The organism is Acinetobacter sp. T63 (genome assembly GCF_053852345.1).
The window spans coordinates 929,615-954,646 of the sequence record NZ_CM132659.1; the positions used below are offsets into that span (position 1 = coordinate 929,615).

Annotated in this window: 24 protein-coding genes; 19 read left to right on the plus strand and 5 right to left on the minus strand. The window is 45.8% G+C overall.

The genetic code is table 11. The features are described 5' to 3' along the window. Positions 1-13: 13 nt before the first annotated feature. The 5 genes from lysA (at position 14) to ACVLR6_RS04470 (ending at position 4,377) form a co-directional block, all read left to right on the plus strand. Positions 14-1,258 carry a diaminopimelate decarboxylase gene (gene lysA, locus ACVLR6_RS04450; RefSeq protein ID WP_016659989.1) on the plus strand — a complete coding sequence of 415 codons (1,245 nt, stop codon included), beginning with the start codon at positions 14-16 and terminating at the stop codon, positions 1,256-1,258. 13 nt (positions 1,259-1,271) lie between these two features. Continuing rightward, positions 1,272-2,117 carry a diaminopimelate epimerase gene (gene dapF, locus ACVLR6_RS04455; protein ID WP_016659990.1) on the plus strand — a complete coding sequence of 282 codons (846 nt, stop codon included), beginning with the start codon at positions 1,272-1,274 and terminating at the stop codon, positions 2,115-2,117. An 89-nt stretch (positions 2,118-2,206) separates the two neighbouring features. Further along, the gene (locus tag ACVLR6_RS04460; protein ID WP_455995908.1) at positions 2,207-2,830 is read left to right on the plus strand and encodes an alpha/beta fold hydrolase; all 624 of its coding nucleotides are present in this window, start codon (positions 2,207-2,209) and stop codon (positions 2,828-2,830) included. A 34-nt stretch (positions 2,831-2,864) separates the two neighbouring features. Beyond that, positions 2,865-3,791, plus strand: coding sequence for a site-specific tyrosine recombinase/integron integrase (xerA, locus tag ACVLR6_RS04465; RefSeq protein WP_455995910.1), 927 nt, complete (start codon positions 2,865-2,867; stop codon positions 3,789-3,791). Between the two features lie 214 nt (positions 3,792-4,005). Continuing rightward, positions 4,006-4,377, plus strand: a complete 372-nt coding sequence (locus ACVLR6_RS04470; protein WP_034597425.1) for a hypothetical protein — start codon at positions 4,006-4,008, stop codon at positions 4,375-4,377. An 82-nt stretch (positions 4,378-4,459) separates the two neighbouring features. On the opposite strand, the gene ACVLR6_RS04475 is transcribed toward ACVLR6_RS04470, so the two are convergent. Continuing rightward, entirely contained in the window at positions 4,460-4,954 is a 495-nt protein-coding gene (locus tag ACVLR6_RS04475) for an Lrp/AsnC family transcriptional regulator (protein ID WP_045795165.1), read from the minus strand. 113 nt (positions 4,955-5,067) lie between these two features. On the opposite strand from ACVLR6_RS04475, the gene ACVLR6_RS04480 reads away from it, so the two are divergent. The 7 genes from ACVLR6_RS04480 to serC all read left to right on the plus strand — a co-directional run bounded on the left by ACVLR6_RS04480 (position 5,068) and on the right by serC (position 13,889). Continuing rightward, the gene (locus ACVLR6_RS04480; RefSeq protein WP_168381689.1) at positions 5,068-5,673 is read left to right on the plus strand and encodes a LysE family translocator; all 606 of its coding nucleotides are present in this window, start codon (positions 5,068-5,070) and stop codon (positions 5,671-5,673) included. A 500-nt stretch (positions 5,674-6,173) separates the two neighbouring features. Then, positions 6,174-6,923, plus strand: a complete 750-nt coding sequence (locus ACVLR6_RS04485; RefSeq protein WP_005176529.1) for an electron transfer flavoprotein subunit beta/FixA family protein — start codon at positions 6,174-6,176, stop codon at positions 6,921-6,923. An 18-nt stretch (positions 6,924-6,941) separates the two neighbouring features. Beyond that, positions 6,942-7,874: an FAD-binding protein gene (locus ACVLR6_RS04490; RefSeq protein WP_005176532.1), complete on the plus strand. Its 933-nt coding sequence runs from the start codon at positions 6,942-6,944 to the stop codon at positions 7,872-7,874. Positions 7,875-8,061: 187 nt separating this feature from the next. Then, positions 8,062-8,721, plus strand: coding sequence for a hypothetical protein (locus ACVLR6_RS04495; RefSeq protein ID WP_104470341.1), 660 nt, complete (start codon positions 8,062-8,064; stop codon positions 8,719-8,721). A gap of 330 nt (positions 8,722-9,051) precedes the next feature. Then, positions 9,052-12,015: a DNA gyrase subunit A gene (gene gyrA / locus ACVLR6_RS04500; protein ID WP_455995914.1), complete on the plus strand. Its 2,964-nt coding sequence runs from the start codon at positions 9,052-9,054 to the stop codon at positions 12,013-12,015. Positions 12,016-12,083: 68 nt separating this feature from the next. After that, on the plus strand, positions 12,084-12,515 hold the full coding sequence (locus tag ACVLR6_RS04505) for a DUF3887 domain-containing protein (protein WP_160241500.1): 432 nt from the start codon (positions 12,084-12,086) through the stop codon (positions 12,513-12,515). A 294-nt stretch (positions 12,516-12,809) separates the two neighbouring features. Beyond that, on the plus strand, positions 12,810-13,889 hold the full coding sequence (serC, locus tag ACVLR6_RS04510) for a 3-phosphoserine/phosphohydroxythreonine transaminase (RefSeq protein WP_045795159.1): 1,080 nt from the start codon (positions 12,810-12,812) through the stop codon (positions 13,887-13,889). A 64-nt stretch (positions 13,890-13,953) separates the two neighbouring features. Here serC and ACVLR6_RS04515 read toward each other — a convergent pair whose 3' ends face one another. Both ACVLR6_RS04515 and ACVLR6_RS04520 read right to left on the minus strand, forming a co-directional pair. Next, on the minus strand, positions 13,954-14,094 hold the full coding sequence (locus ACVLR6_RS04515) for a hypothetical protein (protein WP_005176552.1): 141 nt from the start codon (positions 14,092-14,094) through the stop codon (positions 13,954-13,956). 398 nt (positions 14,095-14,492) lie between these two features. Continuing rightward, on the minus strand, positions 14,493-15,425 hold the full coding sequence (locus ACVLR6_RS04520) for a hypothetical protein (protein ID WP_075168247.1): 933 nt from the start codon (positions 15,423-15,425) through the stop codon (positions 14,493-14,495). A 264-nt stretch (positions 15,426-15,689) separates the two neighbouring features. Here ACVLR6_RS04520 and ACVLR6_RS04525 point away from each other — a divergent pair, with 264 nt between their 5' ends. Together ACVLR6_RS04525 and ACVLR6_RS04530 are read left to right on the plus strand one after the other, a co-directional pair. Next, positions 15,690-16,157 (plus strand): YaiI/YqxD family protein, encoded by a 468-nt coding sequence (locus tag ACVLR6_RS04525; protein ID WP_005176559.1) that lies wholly within the window; start codon positions 15,690-15,692, stop codon positions 16,155-16,157. A gap of 5 nt (positions 16,158-16,162) precedes the next feature. Beyond that, entirely contained in the window at positions 16,163-17,086 is a 924-nt protein-coding gene (locus tag ACVLR6_RS04530; RefSeq protein WP_005176560.1) for a DMT family transporter, read from the plus strand. Here ACVLR6_RS04530 and ACVLR6_RS04535 read toward each other — a convergent pair. Further along, positions 17,074-17,640 (minus strand): PilZ domain-containing protein, encoded by a 567-nt coding sequence (locus ACVLR6_RS04535; RefSeq protein ID WP_160241498.1) that lies wholly within the window; start codon positions 17,638-17,640, stop codon positions 17,074-17,076. The genes ACVLR6_RS04530 and ACVLR6_RS04535 overlap by 13 nt on opposite strands. A 25-nt stretch (positions 17,641-17,665) precedes the next feature. Here ACVLR6_RS04535 and ACVLR6_RS04540 point away from each other — a divergent pair, with 25 nt between their 5' ends. The 3 genes from ACVLR6_RS04540 (at position 17,666) to ACVLR6_RS04550 (ending at position 22,065) form a co-directional block, all read left to right on the plus strand. After that, a complete protein-coding gene (locus tag ACVLR6_RS04540; RefSeq protein WP_005176562.1) occupies positions 17,666-18,901 on the plus strand; it encodes a lipoprotein-releasing ABC transporter permease subunit in 1,236 nt (411 codons plus the stop codon). After that, positions 18,894-19,577, plus strand: coding sequence for a lipoprotein-releasing ABC transporter ATP-binding protein LolD (gene lolD, locus ACVLR6_RS04545; RefSeq protein ID WP_005176563.1), 684 nt, complete (start codon positions 18,894-18,896; stop codon positions 19,575-19,577). Before ACVLR6_RS04540 ends, lolD begins: the two co-directional genes overlap by 8 nt. An 85-nt stretch (positions 19,578-19,662) precedes the next feature. After that, a complete protein-coding gene (locus ACVLR6_RS04550) occupies positions 19,663-22,065 on the plus strand; it encodes a DNA internalization-related competence protein ComEC/Rec2 (protein ID WP_455996155.1) in 2,403 nt (800 codons plus the stop codon). Here the strand turns inward: ACVLR6_RS04550 and ACVLR6_RS04555 are convergent. After that, positions 22,062-23,003: a lysophospholipid acyltransferase family protein gene (locus tag ACVLR6_RS04555; protein ID WP_160243428.1), complete on the minus strand. Its 942-nt coding sequence runs from the start codon at positions 23,001-23,003 to the stop codon at positions 22,062-22,064. The two genes, ACVLR6_RS04550 and ACVLR6_RS04555, sit on opposite strands and share 4 nt — an antisense overlap. 130 nt (positions 23,004-23,133) lie before the next feature. On the opposite strand from ACVLR6_RS04555, the gene sppA reads away from it, so the two are divergent. Together sppA and ACVLR6_RS04565 are read left to right on the plus strand one after the other, a co-directional pair. Next, positions 23,134-24,159: a signal peptide peptidase SppA gene (gene sppA, locus ACVLR6_RS04560; protein ID WP_016660002.1), complete on the plus strand. Its 1,026-nt coding sequence runs from the start codon at positions 23,134-23,136 to the stop codon at positions 24,157-24,159. After that, positions 24,156-24,959: an alpha/beta fold hydrolase gene (locus ACVLR6_RS04565; RefSeq protein ID WP_005176572.1), complete on the plus strand. Its 804-nt coding sequence runs from the start codon at positions 24,156-24,158 to the stop codon at positions 24,957-24,959. The genes sppA and ACVLR6_RS04565 overlap by 4 nt, the downstream gene beginning before the upstream one ends. The last annotated feature ends 73 nt before the right edge of the window (positions 24,960-25,032 follow it).

Below are 25,032 nucleotides of genomic sequence, written 5' to 3' on the forward strand. Positions count from 1 at the left end.
AAAGGATACATTCATGAGTTTCACCCGCATCAATGGGGTTTTGCACGCCGAACAATGTTCTTTACAACAGCTGGCGCAGCAATTTGGCACACCACTTTATGTTTATTCAAAAGCAACTTTTGAAAAGCATTATTTAGATATGGATCGTGCTTTTGGCTTTATCGACCATCAAATCTGTTTTGCGGTCAAGTCAAACTCCAATATTGCGGTGCTGAATGTATTGGCCAAGCTCGGTGCGGGTTTTGATATCGTGACCGGCGGCGAGCTGGCGCGCGTGTTGAAAGCCGGTGGCGATGCTTCGAAAATTGTATTCTCAGGTTTAGGCAAAACCGAAGCTGACATTAAAAAAGCACTGGAAGTGGGCATTGCCTGCTTTAACGTTGAATCCTATGCAGAGCTGGATCGGATTCAGAAAGTGGCGGCTGAACTGAAGGTTAAAGCGCCAATTTCTTTACGTGTGAATCCGGATGTCGATGCCAAAACCCATCCTTATATTTCAACCGGTTTAAAAGAAAACAAATTCGGTATTCCATCAGATAGCGTATTTGATACCTATCAATATGCAGCATCGTTACCTAATCTGGACATTGTCGGGATTGACTGTCATATCGGTTCACAACTGACCGAAACCCAGCCTTTTGTTGATGCGCTGGATCGGGTCATGCTGATGATCGAGCAGCTGAAACAGATGGGCATCACACTCAAACACATTGATATTGGTGGTGGTTTGGGCGTGACCTATAAAGATGAAACTCCGCCATCGGTCGAAGAATATGCCAATGCACTGCGCCCGGCTTTAGAAAAACTGGGCCTGAAAGTGTATATGGAACCGGGCCGGAGTATTTCCGCCAATGCCGGTGTGCTGCTGACCAAAGTTGATTTACTCAAACCGACCAATCACCGTAATTTTGCAATTATTGATGCGGCAATGAATGACCTGATTCGTCCTGCTTTATATGAAGCGTGGATGGACATTCAGCCGGTGACGCCACGTACCGATGTCGAAACCCAACAGTGGGATGTTGTCGGTGCCATCTGTGAAACAGGTGATTTCCTTGGTAAAGAGCGTGATCTTGCCATTCAGGAAAACGATGTACTGGCAGTGCTGGGTGCCGGCGCTTATGGTTTTGTGATGAGCTCCAACTACAACAGCCGTGGCCGTGCTGCAGAAGTGATGGTCGATGGTGATCAGGCGCATCTGATTCGTGAACGTGAAACCATTGAATCACTCTGGGAACGTGAGCGTTTATTGCCTTAAGGAGTAAATCAGGATGTTTTTAGAATTTACCAAGATGCATGGTCTGGGCAATGACTTTATGGTGGTTGATTTAATCAGCCAGCGCGCCTATTTCGATAGCCTGACCATTCAGCGTCTGGCCGACCGTCACTTTGGTGTGGGGTTTGACCAGTTGCTGGTGGTTGAGCCACCTGATGTTCCGAATGCCGATTTTAAATACCGTATTTTTAATGCCGATGGTTCAGAAGTCGAGCAGTGTGGCAATGGCGTGCGCTGTTTTGCCCGTTTTGTGCATGAGCGCCAGCTGACCAGTAAAACCAAAATCAAGGTGCAAACCAAAGCCGGGATTGTCGAGCCGGAACTGGGGCAAAATGGCTGGGTGCGGGTAAATATGGGGCAGCCAAAATTCCTGCCGCAAGAAATTCCGTTTATTGCCGATGAACCGGACAACTTATATGACCTGATGCTGGCCAATGAAGAGAAGCTGAGCATTGATGTGGTCAATATGGGGAATCCGCATGCCGTGACCATTGTGCAGGATATTTTGACGGCTGATGTCGCACGTTTAGGTCCACAAATTGAATCGCATGAGCGTTTCCCGCAGCGCGTTAACGCCGGCTTTATGCAAATTCTGGATGAACAGCATGCCCGTTTACGTGTGTTTGAACGTGGTGTCGGTGAAACGCTGGCCTGCGGTACGGGCGCGTGTGCGGCAGCAGTTTCCGGGATGCGCCGTGGCTTACTAGCCAGCAAAGTTGAAATTGAGCTGGCGGGTGGCAAGTTACAGATCGAATGGAAAGAAGGCGATGTGGTCTGGATGACCGGTCCAACTGCCAATGTCTATGAAGGCCGTCTGGATTTACGTTATTTCCAGGGCTAATCTGACCATTTCCTATACAAAAGCACCGTTCTATTCACGGTGCTTTTTTATGTTAGGATGATTTGAGTTTTGCCTGCAGAGCCATGATGATGCATAAACTTGTTTTTCTGCCGGGTGCCTCAGGTAGTCAGCAATTCTGGCAGCCGTTAATGGCTCGGTTGCCAGCATTGGCCCGGAAAACCGTGATTGCTTATCCTGGTTTTGATGGGGTAGAACCTGATGCCAGCATTCAGAGTCTGGCCGATCTGAAAACGCGGGTGATCAGTCAGATTGAAGAGGACAGCATTCTGATTGCCCAGTCGATGGGCGGAGTGTTGGCCATAGCCGCTGCATTGCAGCAGCCGAATAGACTTCGGGCCTTGGTGTTAATGGCTACTTCGGGCGGACTGGATTTAACTCCGTTTCAGGCCAAAGACTGGCGTGAGATTGAGCCCCTGCAATGGGCCAAGCTGCCGCAGTGGTTTGTGGAAGATCAGAGCTATTATCATCCGGAACAATTGGCCAGTATTGATCTGCCGGTGTTATTGCTTTGGGCCGATCAGGATGAATTGAGTCCGGTTGCCGTTGGTGAGTTTCTGGCTCGGCAGTTGCCGAATGCCCGATTGGTGATTATGCCCGATGCTGATCACTGGTTTGCATCCTCGCAGGCTGAACGTGTCGCCGGGGAGATCAACCGTTTTTTACACGACTATTTTTGCAAAGCTACTTTTTAAAAGACAATTTTTTACCAGAACATAGGATGGTGTGATGAAGTTAAGTGCTGAACAGTTACTGGAGATGTGGCTGAAACAACGCGAAATCCAGCATCAGTCGGCACATACTTTGCATGCTTATGCACGTGATGTTGGTGATTTCCTTCATTTTTGTCAGCAGAAAAACATGCCGCTGGCCGATGTGGAAACCGCTGACTTGCGTGAGTTTCTGGCGCATAAGGTCGAAGCGCAGCAGTTGAGTTCCAGCAGTTTGCAGCGCATGTTGTCTTCTATTCGCCAGTTTATGAAATGGGCTGAACAGGGGAGTTATTTGGCGTTTAATCCGGCTGATGATTTTCAGTTAAAACGTCAGCCACGTCCTTTGCCGGGCATGGTCGATATTGAAACGGTACAGCAGATTTTAGATCAGCCAGAGCCGGAGTCAGAGCGGCAAAAACAGCTCTGGGTCCGTGATAAAGCGATTTTAGAGCTGCTGTATTCCAGTGGATTGCGCCTGGCGGAAGTGCAGGGCTTAAGAATTAAAGATCTGGATTTTAACCGGCAGTTATTGCGGATTACCGGTAAGGGCAATAAAACCCGGGTGGTACCGTTTGGTTCTAAAGCCAAAGACAGTGTGATGCGCTGGCTACAGATTTATCCGCTGTGGCAGGGTGATTTTGTCCCGGATGCGCAGCTGTTTATTACGGAAAAAGGTCAGCCACTCGGTGCGCGGCAAATTGAAAACCGGGTCAAGTTGCAGGCCCAGCGTGCTGGTGTCAATGTCGATTTGCATCCGCACTTATTGCGACATTGTTTTGCCAGCCACATGTTATCTAATAGCCGTGATTTGCGTGTGGTGCAGGAGATGTTGGGGCACAGTAATTTGACCACCACACAAATTTATACCCATGTCGATTTTGATCATTTGGCGCAGGTTTATGATCAGGCTCATCCAAGGGCGCAGCGCAAAGAGCAGGGCTGAATTGAGGCAAGTGAAAAGGACTTTCAATTCACGGGTGAAAGACTAGAATAGAGGTGTCAGGCATGAGCATGTGCCACCATTGTAGAATAAAAATAAAGGTGGAGATGGCGTATAAAGAGGGTTAATTTTTGACTCGAGTAATATTCAGAACGAGCACAAAAATTCCGAGGACCCAACCTGATTGATGATTTGGGAAAAATGTAAAGGCATAGATATGATTTCGGATATTCAACAAAAATATGAACAGCTGAGTCCGGCGCAAAAAGAAATTTTTGCCGGTTATGGTTTAAGACAGGTGAAACACTTTGTGGAAATTAACCTGCCAGCCATGCAGGCCATTTTACCTGAACAGGCCGTGATTCAAGGCATTAACGCACAAGGTAAGGTGCAGGCAGTTCATACGGAAACAGGTCAAGGCTATTTATGGATTTCCGATCGTCAGTGGCAGGAAAGCCAGCAATTGACCCAAACCGTCGATGCAACTGAAGATTTTATGCAGGTCTGGAAAGTGTTTAATCTGGCTGAATATGACCTGATTGATTTAAGCCACGTGCACCGCGACTTTTTGGATGGTCAGCAGGCTTAAATATAAGTACTGCGTGCAGCATAGCAAGAGAAGGTTATCTTGCGTGCTGCAACTTAACAATCTTCAAAATCGCCAACTAGGCTTATAAATCTTCCAGCGGCAGCTGAAAACTCTGTTTAATAATTTGACTTGGCAAATCGGTTTTGACACTGGTGATGCCATTTTTTTTGGTTAAATGGGTGGACTGAAATTTACGATAACTTTCTAAATCGGGCACCACCACTTTCAGCATCGCATCGCATTCCCCCAAAATAATATAGCACTCCATCACCTGCGGTAATTCTTTCATCGCCTCAATGAAGGTATCAATAGTTTCGGCATCCTGCCCGACCAGCCAGATCCGGGAAAATAAAATCAGTTGAAACCCAATCTTATGCGGGTCCACCACCGTAGTGTAATTCTGGATTACTCCGGCTTCTTCTAAAATTTTCACCCGTCTTAAGCAGGAGGACGGCGACAGGCCAATTTCACGGGCCAAATCGTTATTCTGAATGCGGCCATTGTTCTGTAAAGCTCGAATGATATTTTTGTCGATGCGATCCAGCTTTATTCGAACAGACTTTGGATATTGCTTCATAAATTAGAAGATAAATTGAAAAATTATTTAGATTATAGAATATTTGAAATCCTATTTTATGGCGTTTCGCAGATACTAATTTTCACTTTCTCAAGTAAGACGGGTAAAAGGAAATGTCTGTATGGGTACTTTTTGCATTGACTGTGTTGCCGCTGATTTTTACGCCGGGGCCAGATATGTTATTCATTTTGTCGCAAGTGATGGGTAAAGATGCAAAAGCAGGCATGATGGCCACAGTCGGTGTATGTTGTGGTTATCTAGTGCATTCGATTCTGGTGGCGTTGGGAATTGCCGCGATAATCGTGTCCTTTCCGCTGTTATTTGAGGCGATTCGCTGGTTAGGTATCGCATATTTGCTGTATTTGGCGGTGGGTTTATTCAAGTCGGTATTGAGCAAGAAAAAGCTGGCGATTGAAAGTCGCAGCAGCAGTCATCCGGTGCGCAAAGGATTTTTTACGGCACTGTTGAATCCGAAAGGCATGCTGATTTACTTTGCGATTTTGCCGCAGTTTATTGATAAAACTGGAAATACCGTTACTCAAGGCTTGTTATTGTCCTGTATTTTTATTGGGCTAATTTTTATTGTGTACTGCGCGTTAAGTCTGATCTTTGCCAAAATCACCCAGAAAACCCAGCTGGATGAACGTAAACAGAAGTGGATTGATGGTACATCTGGTGGTTTACTGGCGCTGGCAGCCAGCTGGTTAATGGTCAATTAAGCTGTGAAATTTAGAAAAAGCATGTCCTAGGTCGACATGCTTTTTTATATGGAGAGCGTGAAAAAGAGAATTGTTACAAAAACAGAAATGAACCGATGGTCATCTTAGACCAAAGTCTGGCAGGGGATACAAACTGCTATCCTAAATGACATCAAAATAGCCAGGTTTCGGTCTGCTATGTTAAAAAATGAATAATAATTCATTTTATTGTGCTGGCTAGTTAATCAGAACAACTGATGTGATACATAAGATAAAAAGATAATATAAATCAATGGTTAAAATATAGCTTAATCTGGCTGAAATATAGCTGGGTTAAGCTGGATGAAAAAAGTATGAACGCAACGTTCAGCTATTTTTACGCATTTTTACAGCTTCTTGGGCAATTGTGACTTGACCGAAATGCCAAACCCATTGCAAGATAAGACACCTACAAAAATTTAAGTGAAGAGTTATCTTAACTTTTCTCATCTTTTACATTTACTAAAACAGCCGAGGATTACATGAAGGCTCTTGTTGCTGTAAAACGTGTGGTTGATGCCAACGTTAAAGTTCGCGTTAAACCGGACAATAGTGGGGTTGACCTTACTAACGTTAAAATGTCAATTAACCCATTCTGTGAAATCGCCGTGGAAGAAGCGGTTCGTCTAAAAGAAAAAGGAACAGTTTCAGAAATCGTTGTTGTTTCTATCGGTCCTAAAGAAGCGCAGGAACAAATCCGTTCTGCTATGGCGCTTGGTGCTGACCGCGGTATTTTAGTTGAAACTGCAGATGAAATTGGCGCACTTGAAGTGGCTAAAATTTTAAAAGGTGTTGTTGAGCAAGAGCAGCCACAACTGATCCTTTTAGGTAAACAGGCAATCGATGATGACTCAAACCAGGTGGGTCAGATGTTGGGTGCTTTACTGGGCGCAGGTCAAGGTACATTCGCTTCTGAAGTGAAAGTAGACGGCGACAAAGTACAAGTGACACGTGAAATCGATGGCGGTTTACAAACTGTTGAATTATCACTGCCAGCAATCATCACGACTGACTTGCGTTTGAATGAGCCACGTTATGCGGCACTTCCAAACATTATGAAAGCGCGTAAAAAACCGCTGGATACCAAGTCTCCTGCAGATTACGGTGTATCAGCCGGGACTAAACTGAAAACTGTAAAAGTTGAGTCACCAGCTGAACGTAAAGCGGGCGTACAAGTGAAGTCTGTAGATGAGCTTGTTGAAAAATTAAAAAATGAAGCGAAAGTGATCTAATACAGAAGGATATAAATCATGAGTATTTTAGTTATCGCTGAGCACGACAACAAAGCACTAAATGGTGCAACGTTAAACGTTGTGGCTGCAGCTCAAAAAATCGGTGGTGATATCACTGTATTGGTTGCTGGTTCTGGCGCGCAAGCAGTTGCTGATCAGGCAGCTAAAGTTGCGGGCGTGAGCAAAGTATTACTGGCTGATGATGCTGCCTATGCAAATCAGCTGGCTGAAAATGTCGCAAAACTGGTTGCTGAATTGGGTAAAGGCTATAGCCATATCCTTGCAGCATCTACAACAACAGGTAAAAACATTTTACCTCGCGCTGCAGCATTGCTGGATGTCAGCATGATTACTGACATTATTGCAGTAGATAGTCCAAATACATTCAAGCGTCCAATTTATGCCGGTAACGCGATTGCAACTGTTGAATCTTCAGAAGCAATTGTTGTCGGTACTGTACGTGGTACAGCATTTGATGCGGTTGCTGCGGAAGGTGGTTCAGCTGCGGTTGAAGCTGCGGCATCTACAGGCGATGCAGGTATTTCTAAGTTTGTGAACGAAGAAATCGTGAAATCTGAACGTCCTGAATTAACAGCTGCACGTATTGTAGTATCAGGTGGTCGTGGTGTAGGTTCAGGTGAGAACTATCACAAAGTACTTGATCCACTGGCAGACAAACTGGGTGCAGCACAAGGTGCATCTCGTGCAGCGGTTGACGCGGGCTTCGTTCCGAACGATATGCAGGTTGGTCAAACAGGTAAAATTGTTGCGCCTGATCTGTACATCGCTGTGGGTATCTCAGGTGCGATCCAGCACTTGGCCGGTATGAAAGATTCTAAAGTGATCGTTGCGATCAACAAAGATGAAGAAGCACCAATTAATGCAGTAGCTGACTACTGGTTAGTAGGTGACTTGAACACTGTAGTTCCAGAATTGGTTTCTAAAATCTAATTCCTGAACTTCAGTACTTCAGTTAAAAAGACGCTCTTGCGCAAGCAGTAAAAGTTTTACTTTGCTGTTTTGTTCAGGGGCGTTTTTTATGCCTGAAAATAAGGATGACTGTGCCTTATAAAAGATTTGTGTTTCATTTGAATGAAAAGTGATAGAATTCGCCTTTCATTTTTTATCCCGCGTTGTAATGTCCCTGTCCAAAACTGCTCACATCTTATTCATCAGTTTTCTGCTGATCGGCATTTATATTGGTGTCTGTGTTCATACCGCCTTATTTGCACCTGTTCAAGTGACTCAATTCCTGTTTAGCGAGTCGGGACCGTTTGAGACCTTTAGTGCCTGGCTCTGGTATTTGCTGGCTGTACTGTGTGTGCTGAATACAGAGCTGAAGTTAAAGACACGTATTTTTACCGCTTTGGGCGCTGCGCTGTTGGGCTTAAGGGAAATGGATTTTCATAAACGTCTGTTCGATGACAGCTTTATTAAAACCAATTTTTATCGCAGTGCAGAAATCCCTTTTATGGACAAGCTGTTAGGTTTTATCTTGCTGCTGGCAATTATTTTCGTATTTTTTAATCTGGCCAAGATTTTTGTGCAGGTCATTCGTCAATTTAAGTCGAATCCGAATATTGCCTACCTGTTTATTGCCTTAACGGTATTGTGTGGTGGTTTGAGCAAGCTGTTGGACCGTACCAGCTCGACTTTAAATGAAGACTTTAATATCAAGCTGATGCAGCATACCGAAGTCATTATTATGACCATTGAAGAAGGCGTAGAGATGCTATTGCCTATTTTGCTGGTGGTTGCGGTCATGACTTACCGGAAAGTACTCAACCAGCCCAATTAAAACATCGCTTTGCTGGGATCAAGCACGTTAATCTGGGGCAGGTTAACGTGCTTTTTTAATGGGAAATGCAAAATCCGGGGCTGGATTATTCTGATAAAAAGTGAATCAAGTTCTACAAATTCGGTTTTTTGAAAATGAGTTAAAATTTAATCATTAAACATTAGAAAATTAACGAGATTAAGATGAACGGGATGACACAAAAATAGGACTATTTATGCTATAATTCCCAGCTAAATTTTCGTTTTTTAACTCAAGTTTTGAGTTAAATTTTTTGCCAAATTTACGATATAAAATGCGGGCAGAAATCTGCTTGTATAACAAGGAGTATGCATGAGCGTATCGGAAATTAGACCGATTGCCATTGAGGATGAACTCAAGCATTCATATCTCGATTATGCAATGAGCGTGATTGTGTCACGGGCATTGCCAGATGTACGAGATGGTTTAAAACCTGTTCATCGTCGTGTGCTTTATGCAATGCACGAATTGGGCAATGACTACAACAAAGCCTACAAAAAGTCTGCCCGTGTTGTGGGTGATGTGATCGGTAAATACCATCCACACGGCGATTTCGCAGTCTATGAAACCATCGTTCGTATGGCGCAAGACTTCAGTCTGCGCTATCAACTGGTGGATGGTCAGGGTAACTTTGGTTCGATTGATGGCGATAGTGCGGCCGCAATGCGTTATACCGAAGTACGTATGACCAAGCTGGCCCATGAACTCCTGGCCGATCTGGAAAAAGATACCGTAGATTGGGTCGATAACTACGATGGCTCGGAGCGTATTCCTGACGTTCTGCCAACCCGTATTCCAAACCTGCTGGTGAATGGTTCTGCCGGTATTGCTGTCGGTATGGCGACCAACATGGCACCGCATAACCTTACCGAAGTGATTAATGCCTGCCTGGCCTATGCCGATAATCCGAATATCAGCATTGAAGGCCTGATGGAACACATCAGTGGTCCAGACTTCCCGACAGGCGGCATCATTTACGGTAAATCGGGCATTGTTGATGCTTACCGTACCGGTAAAGGCCGTTTGCATATCCGTGGTAAATATCATTTTGAAGAAGACCAGAAATCTGCTCGTACCACCATTGTCTTTACTGAAATTCCGTATCAGGTTAACAAAGCCAAAACCATTGAGCGTATTGCTGAACTGGTTAAAGAGAAAAAACTGGAAGGAATCTCGGAGTTACGTGACGAGTCCGATAAAGACGGTATGCGCATTACGATTGACTTGAAACGTGGTGAGAACGCCGAAGTCATCGTCAATAACCTGTTCCTGAATACGCAGCTGGAAAACTCGTTCAGCATCAACATGGTCTGCCTCGACAACGGTCAGCCAAAACTGATGAACCTGAAAGACATCATTGCTGCGTTTATCCGTCACCGCCAGGAAGTGGTGACTCGCCGTACCATGTATGAACTGCGCAAAGCACGTGAACGCGGTCATATCTTGGAAGGTCTGACCGTTGCTTTGGCGAATATTGATGCCATCATCGAAACCATTAAAACTTCTGCTAACCCGGCCGAAGCGCGTGAGCGTTTACAGGCTGGCGAATGGGCCGCTGGTGGTGTGGTGGCATTGCTGGAAAAAGCCGGTTCCGTGTCTATTCGCCCGGATGAAATTGAAGGTGAAGATTTAAGCCGTCCATTTGGTTTAGATGGAGATGTTTACCGTCTTTCTCCAGCGCAGGTCGGTGCGATTCTGGAACTGCGTTTACACCGCTTAACCGGTCTGGAACAAGACAAGTTACATGCAGAATATTCTGAAATTCTGGCGCAAATCGCCGAATACACTGCTATTTTAAATGACTTTAATTTATTGATGGCGGTGATTTGTGAAGAGCTGGCGCTGGTATTGCAGCAATATGGCGATGCACGTCGCACTGAAATTGTTGAATCCCGCATCGACTTCTCGCGTGAAGATTTAATTCCTGAAGAGCAGGTGGTGTTAACCGTTTCACAATCCGGTTATGCCAAGACTCAGCCATTGTCCGATTATCAGGCTCAGCGCCGTGGTGGTCGTGGTAAGTCTGCCACAAGCATGAAAGAAGATGATTATATCCAGCATCTGATTGTCACCTCGAACCACGCGACCGTACTGTGCTTTACCGATGTCGGTAAGGTCTATCGCCTGAAAGTATTTGAAGTGCCACAAGCTTCACGTGGTTCGAAAGGCCGTCCAATGGTCAACCTGTTGCCATTAGATGCCAATGAAACCATTACCGCGATTCTGCCAGTAATTGATGCACCGAAGAAATTCAAAGAGCGTCTGGCCGATTTCCGTAGTTTTGTGAAAGCCAACTCAGTACAATTACAGCAAAATCAAGTAATTGCTAGCCATTATGCCGAACTTGAAGCCGCATTTGCAGAACTGGTAGATGGTGATGATCTGTCGGATGCCTTGCGTGTTCAGTTAAAGCAGCTGGGCCTAGAGCTGTCAGCCACAGACCTGGATGATGAAATTGTTGCAGAATTTGCCGAGCAGGCTGAAAATCTGCGCAAAAACTTCTATGTGTTTATGGCAACAGCGTCTGGTACGGTTAAACGTGTCGAGCTGGAGCAGTTCAGCAATGTGCGTTCTAACGGTTTACGTGCCATTGAACTGAACGAAGAAGACACCCTGATTGGCGTGGCGATTACCGATGGCGAACAGCAAATCATGCTGTTCTCGAATGAAGGTAAGGCAATCCGTTTTGCTGAAACTGATGTTCGTGCCATGGGCCGTTCAGCCAAGGGTGTGCGTGGTATGCGTGTCACCATTGGGGCAGCGCAAGCGGAAGAAGCCGAAGACGATACAGCCGATAGCGAAGATGATGCAACCGACAGCAATTTTGTGAGCCGGATTGTATCGCTGGTCGTGGTACCAGAAACCGGTGAAGTGCTGTGTGCATCCGCCAATGGTTATGGTAAACGTACTCCGGTCGATGACTTCCCGACCAAAAAACGTGGCGGTAAGGGTGTAATTGCAATCAAGACCTCTGAACGTAACGGTGAACTGGTCGGCGCGGTGGCCATTGATGCTTCGAAAGAATTGATGCTGATTTCGGATGGCGGTACGCTGGTACGTACCCGTGCTTCGGAAGTGGCGGAAACCGGTCGTAATGCGCAAGGTGTACGTTTAATCCGTTTAGGTGAAAACGAAACGCTGGTGGGTGTAGAAGCGATTGAAGCCGTGGAAGAAGATGAATTTTCTGAAGATTTAGCTGATGAAAATACAGCTTTAGATACGCTAGAGACCGATGCAGCATCTGCTGAGCAGGATGAAAAACCGGCTGAAGAATAATTTCTCTTCTCATGAAAAGGACGCTTCGGCGTCCTTTTTTACACAGTACCGTACAGGAATAACCCAATATGCAGCTTAAATTATGGATGGGCTTGAGTGTTCTGGCTTTGGCCGGATGTGATCAGCTGGGTCAAAAAGCCATGGACGCCATTCCAAACCCGAGTCCGCAGCAAGAGCAGGTGGCACAGGCGGCCTATGACAATTTACGTGATGGCGAGTTCGAGCAGTTTCTGAATCATCTCGAACCAGAACTCAAAAGCCATTTTCAGGACAACCAGAAAGTCATGAAACGCTTTGCCAAGGTGATTCCAAAAGGCGAATATAAATCGCGTACCCTGATGACCAAAAGTATTGAAACCGGTAGTAATCAGCCGGGTCAGTACAAGATTAGCTATGAATATGCATATCCGAAAAATCTGGTGCAATATGACGTCAGCTTTGACCAGCCGGGCGGTAGCAGTAAAATCCGCAACTTGAATATTCAGGTATTTGGTGAGTGAGTGCACTCTTAATCACTACATTTTACTGCGCTTGCCAGATCACTGCCTATTACTGCATATATATTCAAGATCAGTGCAAAATGTATTTAAGTAATAGAAAGAGGTCATCCACATTGGGCTAGATATAGAGTGAGATAGGTTTCCAATCTGCTGGAAAATTTCAAATTATCTTGTGAATCTATATTGATTTTTCGACTGTATCTGCGTGCCAAGATTGAAATAATTTTGTGCAAGCCCGAGCAAGATGTGGTTAAATGCCTATTTTATTGTGTTTCACCTTGACAAGGAAAAATCATGCGCGCGTACAACTTCTGTGCTGGCCCTGCTGCATTACCCACTGCCGTATTAGAAAAAGCTCAAGCAGAAATGCTGGACTGGCACGGCAAAGGCCTTTCGATCATGGAAATGAGCCATCGTAGCAAAGATTATGTTGCGGTTGCAGAAAAAGCAGAAGCCGATTTACGCAAACTCATGAACATTCCTGAGAACTATAAAGTACTGTTCTTGCAGGGTGGGGCATCCTTACAATTCTCGGCAATTCCATTAAACCTGCTCGGTAAAAATAACAAGGCCGATTATATCCATACCGGTATCTGGTCTGAAAAAGCATTAAAAGAAGCACAGCGTTATGGCGATATTCATGTCGTGAACGCAGGTATTCAGATTGATGGTAAACATGCGATTAGCGCGCAAAGCGAGTGGGATTTATCTGCAGATGCAGCTTATGTGCATTATGCCGACAATGAAACCATTGGTGGTCTGCAATTTGCCAGCATTCCTGAAACCGACAAGCCGTTGGTGTGTGACTATTCATCTAGCATTCTGTCTGCACCGCTAGATGTTAGCAAGTTTGGTTTAATTTATGCGGGTGCACAGAAAAATATTGGCCCGGCAGGTTTAACCCTGGTGATTATCCGTGAAGATTTACTGGATCAGGCCAAGCCGGAAATTCCAAGCATCCTGAAATATTCAGATCAGGCAAAAAATGGTTCAATGGTGAATACGCCATCGACCTATGCCTGGTATTTATCCGGTCTGGTTTTTGAATGGTTACTGGAAAATGGTGGGGTTGATGCCATGCATCAGACCAACCTTGAAAAAGCCAAACTGCTTTATGGTTATATCGATTCAAGCGATTTCTACGCCAACCCGATTGTTGAAGCCAACCGTTCGATCATGAACGTACCATTTACGCTGGCCAATGCCGATCTGGAAAAACAGTTCCTGCAAGAAGCGGAAGCCAATCATCTGTTGAATCTGGCTGGTCACCGTTCAGTTGGTGGTATGCGTGCCAGCATTTATAATGCCGTGCCACTTGAAGGTGTTCAGGCACTGGTTAACTTTATGGATGACTTTGCCAAACGCAACGGCTAATCCAGCGTATACGAAAAAGCCCATCATCAGGATGGGCTTTTTTTTATGGGATATGGAATACGGATTAAAAAATAAATTGATGCAGCAGGTAGGCAGAAATCATCATGCCCAGAACAAAAAACAGGCAGGACATTTTATCCAGACGATAACGCTGACCCATTTGATGTTCAACAGATTGTAAGTTTTCTTCTTGCACGATTTTCATAGATATTATATTCCAGTGATCTATTTATCGTTGATACTTTCGATTTGTCACATATTATTAACATAAAAAATTGGTTAAATAAAGTACTAAATACATTTTCCTTAATAAACTTTTCAGCCGATTTAAAATCAGAACATCATCTCTTCATTCTGTTGACCGGATTTATTCAATATTCAATTTTTAAACAGATTTAATCTAAGTCTATGAAAATCAATAGAGATTAAATAATAAGCTTTAAAATTTAAAACTGTGGATAAATAAGTGATTTTTGAATTTAAAATAGTGCTATTTAGAATAAAACTGTGGATAAAATATAATCAAATAAATTCAAAAGATACAAAAAAGACCTGCTTCAAGCTGAAAGCTCATATTGAAGCAGGTCTTTCTTTAAATATAAATTATTGTTTTTTCGCGTAAATACTGACCTGAATCCAGATATTGCCGCGAATGAACTGGCCAATTTCAAAATCAGCAAACTTGGGTTCTTTGGTCGCAATACGGATTAAAGTGGCTGGCTGGTTGTCTTCATGAATCAGGCAGACATCATACAGGGTGTAATCCTGATTCATAAATTGCGCTTGGGTTTTACCGACCACATTGCCCTGGAACCAGGCTTCATCTTCCTGTCCTAAGACTTCACCATATAAATAGGCCACCATTTTGGAGAAATTCACGGTCACCGGGGCTTTATCTTCTTCAGATTTTGGCTCCCAGGCGTCAATCTGTTCCTGCAAATTGGCCGGGGCAACACCATTATTGGCCGCCAGAATATCATTTAAGGCACGGTGATGTTTAATCGAGGCCGGATCATCAACAATCAGTTGCTCATCTTCTGCCACGGCTTCCAGCTCGTAAGCCCAACCATTCAGATGCGCGATATAAGTCTGGTCTTTTTGGTACTGGTGGTGATTGACGCTATACAGACTGTCAAAGGCATAGACCGTGGTGTTTTCACCCAGATTTAATCCCAAAACCGCCTGGGTATTGGAAGGGCAGCTAATAATCCGTTCAATGGTCACCGGGGTTTTATACGGGCTTTCAAAACATGGAAAGGCCGTTTTAACCGCTTTCGGCTGATTGGCCTCTACGGCAATGACCTGCGCCAGTTGAATCGGCTGTTTGACCGGACCCTGAATCAGCCAGGTGCTGTCATCCATATCACATTCTTGTGCGCATAGCCCCATTGGCATGATGGGTGCATCCAGTGCCTGACCTAACCATTTGGGAACATCAACATTCGGCTGATCGGTGAGCAGCGTCCAATGCTCTACATGGCTGCCAAAACTTTGATCTTCAATGGTAATAATGTCTGGTCTGTTCTGATTTTTCATAAGCACGTTAAGAGAATGTCGAGTGGCCTTAATCTATTTAATCGAGGGTGTTTTAAATTTTTCAAGTCGGGGCGCCGATTTCTCCTTTGAAAATGCCCGAAATGATGAGAAAAGTCAAAAGATGAGCTCAAGCAGCTTAAGCAAAATCAGCTGATCCAGCGTGTTATTACTCTAGCAGCATCTTGGTGAAAAAGCCTGTATTTCCCACCGCGGCGTTGAGTGAATTTTGCTACACTAGGGGCATCAAAATTGCCGGAATTGAAAGTGCTGCCATTTAAGCTGTGGGTGGATGCCGATGCCTTACCAAGAATTTTAAAAGATGTGATTATCCGGGCTTCTGATCGCTATCAGCTCGAAGTAATTTTTGTAGCCAATCAGAATGTGGGCATTACTCCATCGGTGCGGATTAAATCCCTGCAGGTCATGAGTGGGGCGGATGCGGCCGATCAGGAAATTGTTGAGCGGATGCAGGCCAACGATATTGTGGTGACCCAAGATATTCCACTGGCAGCGCAGGTGATTGAAAAGGGCGGTATTGCGATTCATCCACGTGGTGAAATCTATACCACTGCCAATGTTAAAGCGCGGCTGCATTTACGTGATTTTATGGATACTCTACGCGGCGCTGGCGTGCAGACCGGTGGGCCACCGCCAATTTCTGAGCGCGATAAACGTGAATTTTCCAGCAGTCTGGATCAGACCATTCAAAAACAAAAACGTAAAACCGGCTGAATTATATGCCCTCAAAAAATAATATTGCCCTGACTTATATGCTGCTGGTGTTTATCTGGGCCTCGACACCGCTGGCGATTGTCTGGAGTGTGTCGGATCTGCATATGCTGTGGGCGCTGGCTTTACGTTTTTTTATTGCCTTGCCGCTGGCCTTTATCTTTTTGTTGCTGCTCAAAGTGCGTTTTCCGGTTGATCAGACGGCATTGCATAGTTATGTGGCCGGTTCCTGCAGCCTGTTTGGTTCCCAGATTTTTACCTATCTGGCCACCAGCTATTTAAGTTCAGGCATGATTGCACTGATGTTTGGTCTGGCACCGATTATTGCCGGCCTGATCGGGCGTTTTGCCTTTCAGCAGCGTCTGAAAAAACTGCAATGGTTCGGGATGCTGGTTGCAGTGCTGGGACTGGGCATTATCTGTTTGGGCGGAGAAAACCAGCATGTACAGCCGGTCGGGATTGGTCTGATGCTGCTGAGCGTGCTGATTTATGCCATGTCCATTTTCTGGGTCAAAAAAGTGAATGCCAAGGTGGAACCTGTGGCACAGGCCACTGGTTCAATCCTGATTTCAACCTTGATGGCAATTTTGATGTTGCCAATAATCTGGCCTTATGCACCGACTGAAATTCCGGAAACCAAGGCTTTATTCTCTTTACTGTATACGGTGGTGATGGCTTCACTGATTGCCATGTTCTGTTATTTTAAGCTGGTACAGAATATTCAGGCGACCACATTGTCACTGACCACTGTCATGACCCCAATGCTGGCCCTGCTAATTGGTGCATTTCTGAATCAGGAAGCCCTGAGCTTGACAGTGCTGATCGGAGCTTTGGTCTTATTGTTTGGCTTGTTCTTATATTTCTTCCATGATTTACGTGCAAGCCGGGCGTTGGCACGTAAACAGGCACATCCTGAAACTTATTTAGATTGACACTGCTGGATGACTTCGGCCAGTTTGCTGCGGTCTTGCGGGTGTAAAGTAATAAAATAGGCCCCGGTACGATAGCGGCCATTATCTTCGGCATTGCTATAGACCACCTGGGCGGTTGCAGCAATATGAAAGAAGTTTTCCGGATGACTTAAGGTCACGTGAATATAGCTGCCATCGGCAATTTCACGCTCGCTATAGAAGCTTAAACCGTTTTCGGAAAAGTTGACCTGTTCCGGTACAGGTAACATGCTTTGTACAATTGCATCGTATAAAGAACCGGTAATCAGGTTTAATTTTTGGTTGAATAAGGATAAGATTCGAGCAATTTGTTGATCTTTTTCAGATAATTGTTCTAATTCGTAGTTAAGCGCATGATCAAATTGATCTAATTCAGCGAGTAGTAGAAAATAACGCGGCAACATAAAATTAGGATCGTAAGGATCATTAAGAGCAACTTGATCAGAAATAAGCTGATAGTTGATTCTCAACGCAGCATCGATACGTGACATCACGCGACGTTCATTTTGAGCGTTTTGATGCTGTAAATTTTCCATAATGTATTACCTCGGACTAGATGGTATGTTTAAACCAATCTCGCTATATATAGGGTTGAGATATACGCGCGCTCGGCGCAGTAATCACTTTATTTCTTTTATTGCTCTGGTTTCAATGATCGGTCTCACTTTAGGTGTTGCTGTTCTGATTACAGTGTTATCTGTGATGAACGGATTTGACCGTGAATTGAAGAACCGGGTCTTGGGGATGATTCCGCAAGCGACTGTTTCATCTACCCAGATTTTAACAGATTGGCCTGAACTTGCAAAAAAAGTTGAGCAACATGAGCATGTTACAGGTGCTGCACCGTTTACCCAATTACAGGGGATGTTGACCGCACACGGTCAGGTTTCCGGCATTATGGTGACCGGTATCGAGCCGGAATATGAGAAGAAAGTTTCGATTATTCATCAGCATATGGTGGAAGGCAGCATTGATAACCTGAAAAAAGGCGAGTTTGGGATTGTGCTGGGCAAGCAAATGACCGATGCCTTGGGCCTCAGTTTAAATGACAGTATTACTTTGGTCTTGCCTGAAGCAACGCCATCACCGGCCGGTGTGGTGCCACGTTTTAAACGTTTTACCATTGTGGGGATTTTCAGCATTGGTGCCGAAGTTGATTCGATGATGGGCTATATCGCCCTGAATGATGCTTCGACCCTGTTACGTCTGCCGGATGGCGCACAAGGCGTACGCATGAAGCTGGACGATATTTTTGCCGCACCTACCGTTGCCAACGACATTGTGAGTGAACTGCCAGCCAATTTCTATGCTTCAGACTGGACCTATACCCATGGTAACCTGTTCAGTGCGATTCAGATGGAAAAGGCCATGGTCAGCCTGTTACTGTTCTTAATCGTTCTGGTCGCAGCCTTTAATATTGTCTCATCTCTGGTGATGGTGGTGACTGACAAAAAAGCCGATATCGCAATTTTACGGACCTTGGGTGCATCTCCGGGCACGATTACCCGAATCTTTATGGTGCAAGGGACCGTGATTGGCGTGATCGGGACAGTCTCCGGCGCGATTCTTGGAATTATTTTTGCCTCCAGCATCAGTGGTTTTATTGCCTGGCTGAACAATGTTTTGGGCTTGAATCTGTTTGATGCCTATTTCATTAACTACTTACCATCGCATTTAAGATGGCAAGATGTCGTGGTCATTGTCAGCCTGTCTTTAATTTTAAGTTTCCTGGCCACAATTTATCCGGCGTTACGCGCGGCGAAAATTCAACCTGCAGAGGCGCTTCGTTATGAATAAAACTGTACTAGAAGCCAAGCAGGTCACTAAACATTTTACTGACGGCAAAACCACAGTAGATGTACTGCGCGGCCTCGATTTAAAAATCGAACAGGGACAATTTGTGTCGATTGTCGGCGCCAGTGGTTCAGGTAAAAGTACCTTGCTGCACGTCCTTGGCGGGCTTGATCGTCCAAGTCAGGGCGAGGTTTATTTAAATGGCCAGCGCTTTGACAATTTAGGCGAAGCTGAGCGTGGTTATTTGCGTAACCAATATCTGGGCTTTGTTTATCAGTTCCACCATTTGCTACCTGAATTTAGTGCGCTGGAAAATGTGGCAATGCCCTTGATGCTGCGTAAGGAAAGCAACTTTAAAGAAGTCAAACAGCAGGCCGAATATCTGCTGGATCGGGTGGGCTTATCGCATCGATTGACCCATAAACCGGGTGAACTGTCGGGTGGTGAACGTCAGCGTGTGGCCTTGGCGCGTGCCATTGTCACCAAGCCGGCAGTCATGCTGGCTGATGAACCGACCGGGAACCTGGACCGTAAAACCGCCATCAAGATTTTTGAGCTGTTACGCGAGCTGCGCCGTGAGTTTAATATGGCCATGCTAATTGTGACCCATGATGAAGAGCTGGCCAAGTCGGCCGATACCATTTTGCATATGCAGGATGGCATCTGGGTACCCGACTAAAACCCGATTATCAGATCAATGACCCTTGAAGCCCACTCCGGTGGGCTTTATGCTTGCTCAAAATAAAAATAAGACAGAAAACGACATGTTCAAAATCATGGGTGCCGGCTGGATTGTAGGTATTGCCTGTATGGGCAAAACGCTATGGCCGATGCTGGATTTCCCGCTCTGGTTGTCAGGCCTGTTACTGATTATCCTGCTTTTACAGCAAATAGCTGCTTTACATTGGTCCCATCTGGGCATCCAATTGATTAATACCTGTGTGGCATTTGTCATTACATTTTTGTTGGGGCTGAATTTTGCCCAAAACCAGTTGCAAGAGCGGTTGATATTTCGTGAACTGACCCGCCAGCCGGCAGAGGTGGTGGTCTATGTCCAGCAAATCAGTCAGCTGGGTAGCAGCCAGCTCCGGCAACCGGTTCAGGTGCTGAACCGGCATAGCCAGCCGGTGCAATGGCTGGCCTTGCTGCCGGCTGAACAGGAACTACAGCTGGGGCGTTATTATCGTTTACAGGGGCAGACCTTGCCGGCGCACAGTTTTGCCGTTCCGGGTGCGTTTGATGTAGAGCAGTGGTATCTCCAGCAAAATATCATGAGCGGCTTTCAGGTCCAGTCGATTGTGGAACTGACTGAATCGGAACTGTATCGGCTGGGATTTGGGGCACATTTAAGACAGCATCAGCAACTCTGGCCGCAATTTAAATTGTGGATCGAAACACAGCGTTTACAGATTCGTGACTTTATCCAGCAGCAGGCATTGCAGCATCCCGGCTTAATACTGGCACTGCTGACTGGCGATAAAAGTTTACTCGATGAAGCCACCGAGCAGCAGTTTCAGCGTTTCGGGATGAGTCATTTGCTGGCGATTTCCGGGCCGCATGTGCTGATTTTTGCCGCTATGCTGTGTTTTGTGCTGCAGCGCTTGGTCACTCGCTATTGGCCCGAATTATATGCGCAATTGCCCCGAAGTTATCTGCTGTTGCTGCCGTTTATGGGCTGTGTATTTGTATATTGTGCCTATGTTGGGTTTGAAATTCCTGCGCTCAGGACTTTACTGATTTGTCTGGTGGCAGGCGCCTGCCTGTTGCTAAAGCAGCCGATACAGCCGCTGTCTTTGCTGATTGGTAGTGCTTCGTTATTGCTGCTGCTTGATCCGTTGAGTGTGCTGTCGGCGGCATTCTGGCTGTCTTATGGCGCCTGCTTTGTGCTGTTAAGGATTTACCAGACCCTCCGGCAACAACCGGTGCATCCGCAGCAGACGTTGATGCAGAAATTGTGGCAGGGCTTCCGGCTGTTATTTGAATCGCAATGGAAAATTTTTATTGCGCTGTTTCCGCTGATGATCATCTTCTTCAAGCAGATTGCCTGGATTGCGCCGCTGAGTAATCTATTGGCCATTCCCTGGATCGGTCTGGTGACTGTACCGCTGGATATTCTGGCCGGTTTAAGTTTTTATCTGGCGGAACCGCTGAGCCAGTTGCTGTTTCAGCTCAATGACTTGGCGCTAAGTCTGTTATTGGGTTGTTTGCAGTTGCTGGATTTGCTGTTTGTGCCGCAACTGATTCCGGTTGCGCTGAGCCCACCGATGCTGCTGAGTCTGGTGCTGGGACTGATGATTTTATTTCTTCCCGCAGGTCTAGTGCCTAAAGCCTGGTCAGCGCTGTGCTTGTTGCCTTTGCTGTTTCAGGATCAGTTTTCTCGGCAGGTGGAACTTAGTGTGCTGGATGTTGGGCAAGGGCAGGCGATCTTTTTACGCTATCGTGAACACAGTATGATGATTGATATGGGCGGTCATTATGATGAACAGAAATGGAGTATCGGCCGGCAGATTATCCAGCCCTTTTTAAGTGTCAAAGGCGTGCAGCAGTTAGATTATTTATGGTTGACCCATCTGGATCAGGATCATAGCGGTGCCTATCAGACCTTAAAGCCACAGTTGCAGGTGCAACAGGTCTATGCCAATGCTCAGCTTGAGGTACATCCGGACAGTCGCTTTGACTATTGCCGGCAGGGACAGCAATGGCAGTGGCAGCCGGGCATCCAGATACAGGTACTCTCTCCGAAACCGGAGCAGTTAAATCCTGTAGAACAGCAGAAAAATGAAAGTTCCTGTGTGCTGCTGGCCGAGTTTGCACAGGCTCAGCCTTATTCTCGCTTTTTATTGATGGGTGATGCAGGCTGGCCGACTGAATATCAGTTATTACAGGATTATCCGGATTTAAAAGTGGATGTGCTGGTGCTTGGCCATCATGGTAGCCGGCACAGTTCATCTTACCAGTTTTTAAAACAGCTGGAGCCTAAACTGGCAATTGCATCGGCGGGGCTAAATAACCGTTATGGGCATCCGAGCACACAGGTACAAGCCCGACTGAACGCCTTAAAAATTCCATTATGGCAGACCGCGCAGCAGGGTAGCATCCAGTTTTATCCCACTGAGAATGAGGTGCTGCCGTACCGGCATACGCGGGTCTGGCTGCGGCGCGATTAAGCGGAATTAGCTTTGGTATTTTGAATTAACGCCAAGGCTTCATCCGTAGGAATATCATAAATCCGTCTTAAGGCTGGATGTGCCTTAAAGCGTTTATAACTCCAGTGATAATGTTCCGGATGCTGGGCAATCAGCTGTTCAATCTTCTGGTGAATCATTGCGGTGCCTTCATTGGCAGAACAGTCGTAGAGCCGTGCGTCCATGGCTTCAATGAAAATATCAAAACCTTGCTGTTCATTGCGCAGTGCATACAGAAACAGGGCAGCGGCTTTAGTTTTTTGAATCAGCTTGGCGCTCAGGTTGCTGGATTCAAGTGGCAGACCAAAATAGTGAATCATTTCACCCCCCAAATGCGGGGTGTGGTCCGGCAGAATTACCGTGGTTCCACCTTGTTTCAGTGCCTTAAAAATCTGACGAATACCGCTGTCATTGGTCGGCACCAGATTGGCCTGTTCACGGCTGCGAGCGTTACGGACAAACTCATCAGCCGATGGATTTTTCACCGGTTTATACATGATGGTCATTTCGGTGTGCTGCGCCACCCAGGCATTCATGATTTCCCAGGTGCCAAAATGCGGCACAATCAGTACCACGCCTTTTTGCGCAGCCAGTGCCTCATGTAACAGCTGTTCGCCATGCACCTGATGAATGCGGGAAATATTCTTGTGGTTTTCTGCGCCCCAGATATTAAAAAACTCAAAATAAGAGGTGAGTTCATTGCGAATGGCCTGACGCGCCAGCTGTTCACGCTGGGTCGTATCTAAATGCGGCAGGGCAATATTTAAATTGAGGCGAATGACCTGAGAGGTCTTGCTGAGCTGAAAGACATTCAAAAATGCCGCCAACACGCGGGCCGCCCAACGTGAAAGGCTGAGGGGCTGTCGACTGACAAAATGAAGTAAACGAGAGATAGTCGTTGGGGCGAGTTTATCAGTCATTCAGTATAGTGAAATCTAAAGAAAAGGTTAAAAATGAAAATATTATAGGGGAAAACATTCAATTTAGACAGCAATCAGTTTTTCGGCGTATATAATGGAGGAAAATTAACTCGAGTTTTGGATTGTTTTTATGTCCGATTGGCCGCCTAAACCAGAAAATGAAATCAAGAATAGCCATCCACCCACAGCACAACAACCGACAGGAAACGAATGGAAGTTACTGGAAAAAGCGGTTTTAGCCTCTGTTGAAGAACAGCGCCGCGCCAGACGCTGGGGAATTTTCTTTAAGTTCCTGACCTTTGCCTATATTTTTATTCTGCTGGTGATTATGGGTAAAAGCTGTAGCAATAATTCTGCTACGGCCGTGACCAGCAGTTCGCATATTGCCGTGGTCGATATTGTGGGCACCATCGCAGCGGATAAACAGAGCGTCAATAGTGAAAATACCATTAAATCACTGCGTAAAGCCTATGAAGCAAGCGGCAGTAAGGCAGTGGTGCTAAATATTAATTCACCGGGCGGATCACCGGTTCAGTCCGATGAAATCTGGCAGGAAATCCAGTATTTAAAACAGCAGCATCAGGATAAAAAACTGTATGCGGTGATTGGCGATACCGGCGCTTCAGGGGCTTATTATATTGCTTCAGCTGCCGATGAAATTATTGCCAATCCATCCAGTCTGGTTGGCTCGATTGGGGTGATTATGCCGAACTATGGCGTTAGTGGCTTAATGCAAAAGCTGGGTGTCGAAGATCGCACCATGACCTCCGGTGAAAATAAGGCATTGCTGTCGATGACACAACCGGTGGATCCAGCGCAAAAAGCCCATGTTCAGGGTGTGCTGGATAATGTGCATGCGCATTTCATTACTGCAGTCAAACAGGGCCGTGGCAACAAGTTAAAAGCCAATGATCCGACCTTGTTCTCCGGCTTATTCTGGACTGGCGATCAGGCGTTGAAACTGGGGATTATTGACCGTCTGGGCAGTATGAATACTTTAAAACGTGAATTAAAAGTCGACAAAACCGTCAACTATACCATTGAATATAATCCGCTAGATTCGATGCTGGGTCGTATGGGCACTGCGGTAGGTCAGGGGATGGCCAGCGCTGTATCGCAGCAGATTCAATCTGAACAAAGTACCAAATTACAATGAAACCATTAATCCATTTTGCTCACGCCAATGGCGTACCGTCACGGGTCTATCAAAAACTATTTCAGCATCTGCAAGATGATTATGACGTGATTGATGTGCCTTTGCTCGGGCCAGATAAACGTTATCCAATCGACAATCACTGGAACAGTCTGACTCAGCAGGTGATTGACAGTATTGTGCGGCAGGCACAAGGCCGCAAGGTGATTGCACTGGGTCATTCACTTGGTTCGGTGCTGAGCTTTCAGGCCGCGCAGCAACGCCCGGAACTGTTTTCCCAGCTGATTATGCTGGATCCGCCAATGATCATGGGTAAAGAAGCCTTAGTGATGCATGTAGCGAAACTGTTGAAGCTGAAAGCCCTCGATAAAATGTCACCGGCGGGATTGTCTAAACGCCGCCGTGATCATTGGGAGTCACGTCAGCAGGCGGCCGAGTTGCTCAGACCCAAAGGCTTTTATCAAGATTTTGATCCGGACTGTTTTCAGGCTTATATCGACCATGCACTGACAGAAGATCCTGTACGTGGTGGGGTGACGCTTACCATTCCTAAAATGGATGAAGTACAGATTTTCCGTACCAATCCATCTTTATGGTGGTTGCCACAGGCCAAATTGAAAGTACCGGCACAACTGGTGGTGGCCGAGAAAGGTCCGTTTCTGGCCCGCAAGTTTCCACAGCAAATTGAGAAGAAATTCGGGATTCCTTTTCATGTTGCGCCGGGCGGTCATATGTTCCCACTGGAACAGCCTGAGCAAGTGGCACAGATGATTAAATCCTTATTACAGGATCAGGCACCTTAAGATTACTTTTGGGAAAAATCAGGTCATAAAAAAACGCATCCGAGGATGCGTTTTTTTATAGATATTACTTTTT